The 2252-nt window shown below is 59.1% G+C and carries 3 protein-coding genes; all 3 read right to left on the minus strand.

What is annotated here, in order from left to right; translation table 11 throughout:
* Positions 1-38 precede the first annotated feature (38 nt).
* Positions 39-506, minus strand: a complete 468-nt coding sequence (locus ACP5M5_RS14675) for an OsmC family protein (protein WP_427938596.1) — start codon at positions 504-506, stop codon at positions 39-41.
* Between the two features lie 59 nt (positions 507-565).
* On the minus strand, positions 566-1552 hold the full coding sequence (gene moaA, locus ACP5M5_RS14680) for a GTP 3',8-cyclase MoaA (protein ID WP_427938293.1): 987 nt from the start codon (positions 1550-1552) through the stop codon (positions 566-568).
* A 47-nt stretch (positions 1553-1599) separates the two neighbouring features.
* Positions 1600-2252 (minus strand): molybdopterin dinucleotide binding domain-containing protein (locus tag ACP5M5_RS14685; protein ID WP_427938598.1); only part of this gene is annotated, 653 nt, incomplete at its 5' end.

Raw genomic sequence — 2252 nt, forward strand, 5'->3', positions numbered from 1 at the left:
GTAGATCGCTCGAAAAACCTCAAGGCCGAACGACGTGGTTACGTGTGATCCACCACATCCCAGTCGATTTTTACCGCAACCGCGATGCCCCTCTCGACCGAGGATGTCACTGTGCATGAATTTTTATACAGATCCTCGCATCGCGTCAGCCGATTGCTTGGTCCTTTCACGCGCGGGCGAATCGTCACCTCGACATGGTCGATGCGCGGCTTTCCCTCGGCGTTTGGTCGAACCACAGCCACCGCATCCGCACAACACGAGAGAACATCAACGTGGGCATGCTTCAAACATTCCAGCAAAGACGCCGAAAGACAATGCCCGATAGCGGAGGCCAATAACGCGGGGGTCGATGGTCCCGCATTGTCGCCCACTGGTTTTGGCTCGTCGGAAAGATAGGGCGCGCCATGCTTTTCTTCGGCCTCGCTCGCTTCCGACAAAAATTGATATTTCTCCTGATGCGTTATTTTGACGGCAAACCGGCGTTCACTACGTCCATTCATATCCATGGTTGTCCCTCCGGAGTTCTGGGAAGGAGGCGGTCAAAGGGCAGACAAGAAAGCGAGCACTACCCGCCGGTAAGGCTCATATGGCGTGCCACGGCGGGCGCCCGACGCTGCCGGTCGATGACAAAATCATGCCCGCGCGGTTTGTGCGCGATTGCGCTGCGAACGGCAACCATCACTTCCTGATCCGTCGCCCCCGCGCGCAAAACACGGCGAAGATCGGCCGAATCCTCCTGCCCCAGGCACATATAAAGCGTCCCGGTGCAGGTGAGGCGCACGCGGTTGCAGCTCTCGCAAAAATTATGCGTCATAGGTGTAATAAAGCCGAGCTTTCGGCCAGTCTCGCGCACGCTTACATAGCGCGCCGGGCCGCCGGTGCGATGGTCGCTCTCATCCAACGTCCAGCGCCGGGCGAGACGGCTCCGCACCAAGGAGAGCGGGAGATACTGATCGCAACGGTCGGCGCCGATCTCGCCCATCGGCATCGTCTCGATGAGACAAAGGTCAAACCCGTGATGCCCGCACCACGCAATCAAATCATCGAATTCGTCTTCGTTCACGCCTTTCAGCGCGACAGTGTTGATTTTTACCATGAGCCCGGCGGCTTTCGCGGCGAAGATGCCAGCGAGGGTCTTCTCGATCTTTCCCCAGCGCGTGATTGCGGCGAATCGCCCGGCCGATAGCGTATCCAGGCTAACATTGATGCGTCGCACGCCAGCCTCCCGCAAGGCGTCGGCAAACCGCGAGAGCTGACTGCCGTTGGTGGTGAGCGTCAGTTCACCGAGGCCACGGCCAATCTCGGCGCCGAGATCGCGGACCAGCGTCATGACATTGCGCCTGACCAATGGCTCACCACCGGTCAAGCGCAATTTCCGCACGCCGAGGCGGATGAAAACGCGACAGAGCCGCGCAAGCTCCTCCAATGATAGTACGTCATCGCGCGGCAGGAATGTCATATCCTCCGCCATGCAGTAGACGCAGCGAAGGTCGCAGCGGTCGGTCACCGAGACACGCAAATAACTAATGGCACGGCCGAACGGATCGATCATTTTCCCCTCATGGGTTGGCGAACACGTGCGGCCGCGCCTTCAGATCGTCACGCGGGTGGGAGGTAGTCCTGGCTTTTGAAAGAGAGTGATGCCAAGGCTCGCGGACGGTCGGCGAGCTTCCGGATATCCCCCCAGGTCTGCTTGTAATTCGGGATGATCAGCTCATTGACGCCCTTACTGACCACGTTGCTAACGACGCCGCTCGGGAAGCCGAACACCATGAAGGTCTCGCCGCGTCGGGCCGTGTCAGTTGGCCAGACCATCGCTTGCGTGCTGCCATTTTCATTATAGACCTCGGCAAGATCGCCCTCCTTGAGGCCGAGATCCTTCATATCCCCAGGGTTCATTTGCAGATAGGGCAGAGGAAACCGGTCGTGAACGAAGGGATTGTCCTGATCGAGATAAACCGACTGCCAAACCGCATTGGCGCGCCCTTGATTGACCAGGAAACGAAACTTCGCTTTTTCCTCGGCTTTCCCAGGTGTCGCCAAGCCGCGCCAGGGGGTGGCGGCAAACTTCGCCTTGCCATTCTCGGTATTGAATTTGCCGTCGGCAAAAAGCCGCTTGGTGCCGTTGATTTTGCCGTTCTCGAAGCCCACGGCGGGTTCCTGGAACCCGTTGGTTCCCATCGCGCGCAGCCGCTCATAGGTCACGAACTGACCGCCGGCAGCGTTGCGGTGGTAGCCATCCATGAACGCGT

Source organism: Acidibrevibacterium sp., from assembly GCF_049965395.1.
GTDB lineage: Bacteria > Pseudomonadota > Alphaproteobacteria > Acetobacterales > Acetobacteraceae > Acidibrevibacterium > Acidibrevibacterium fodinaquatile.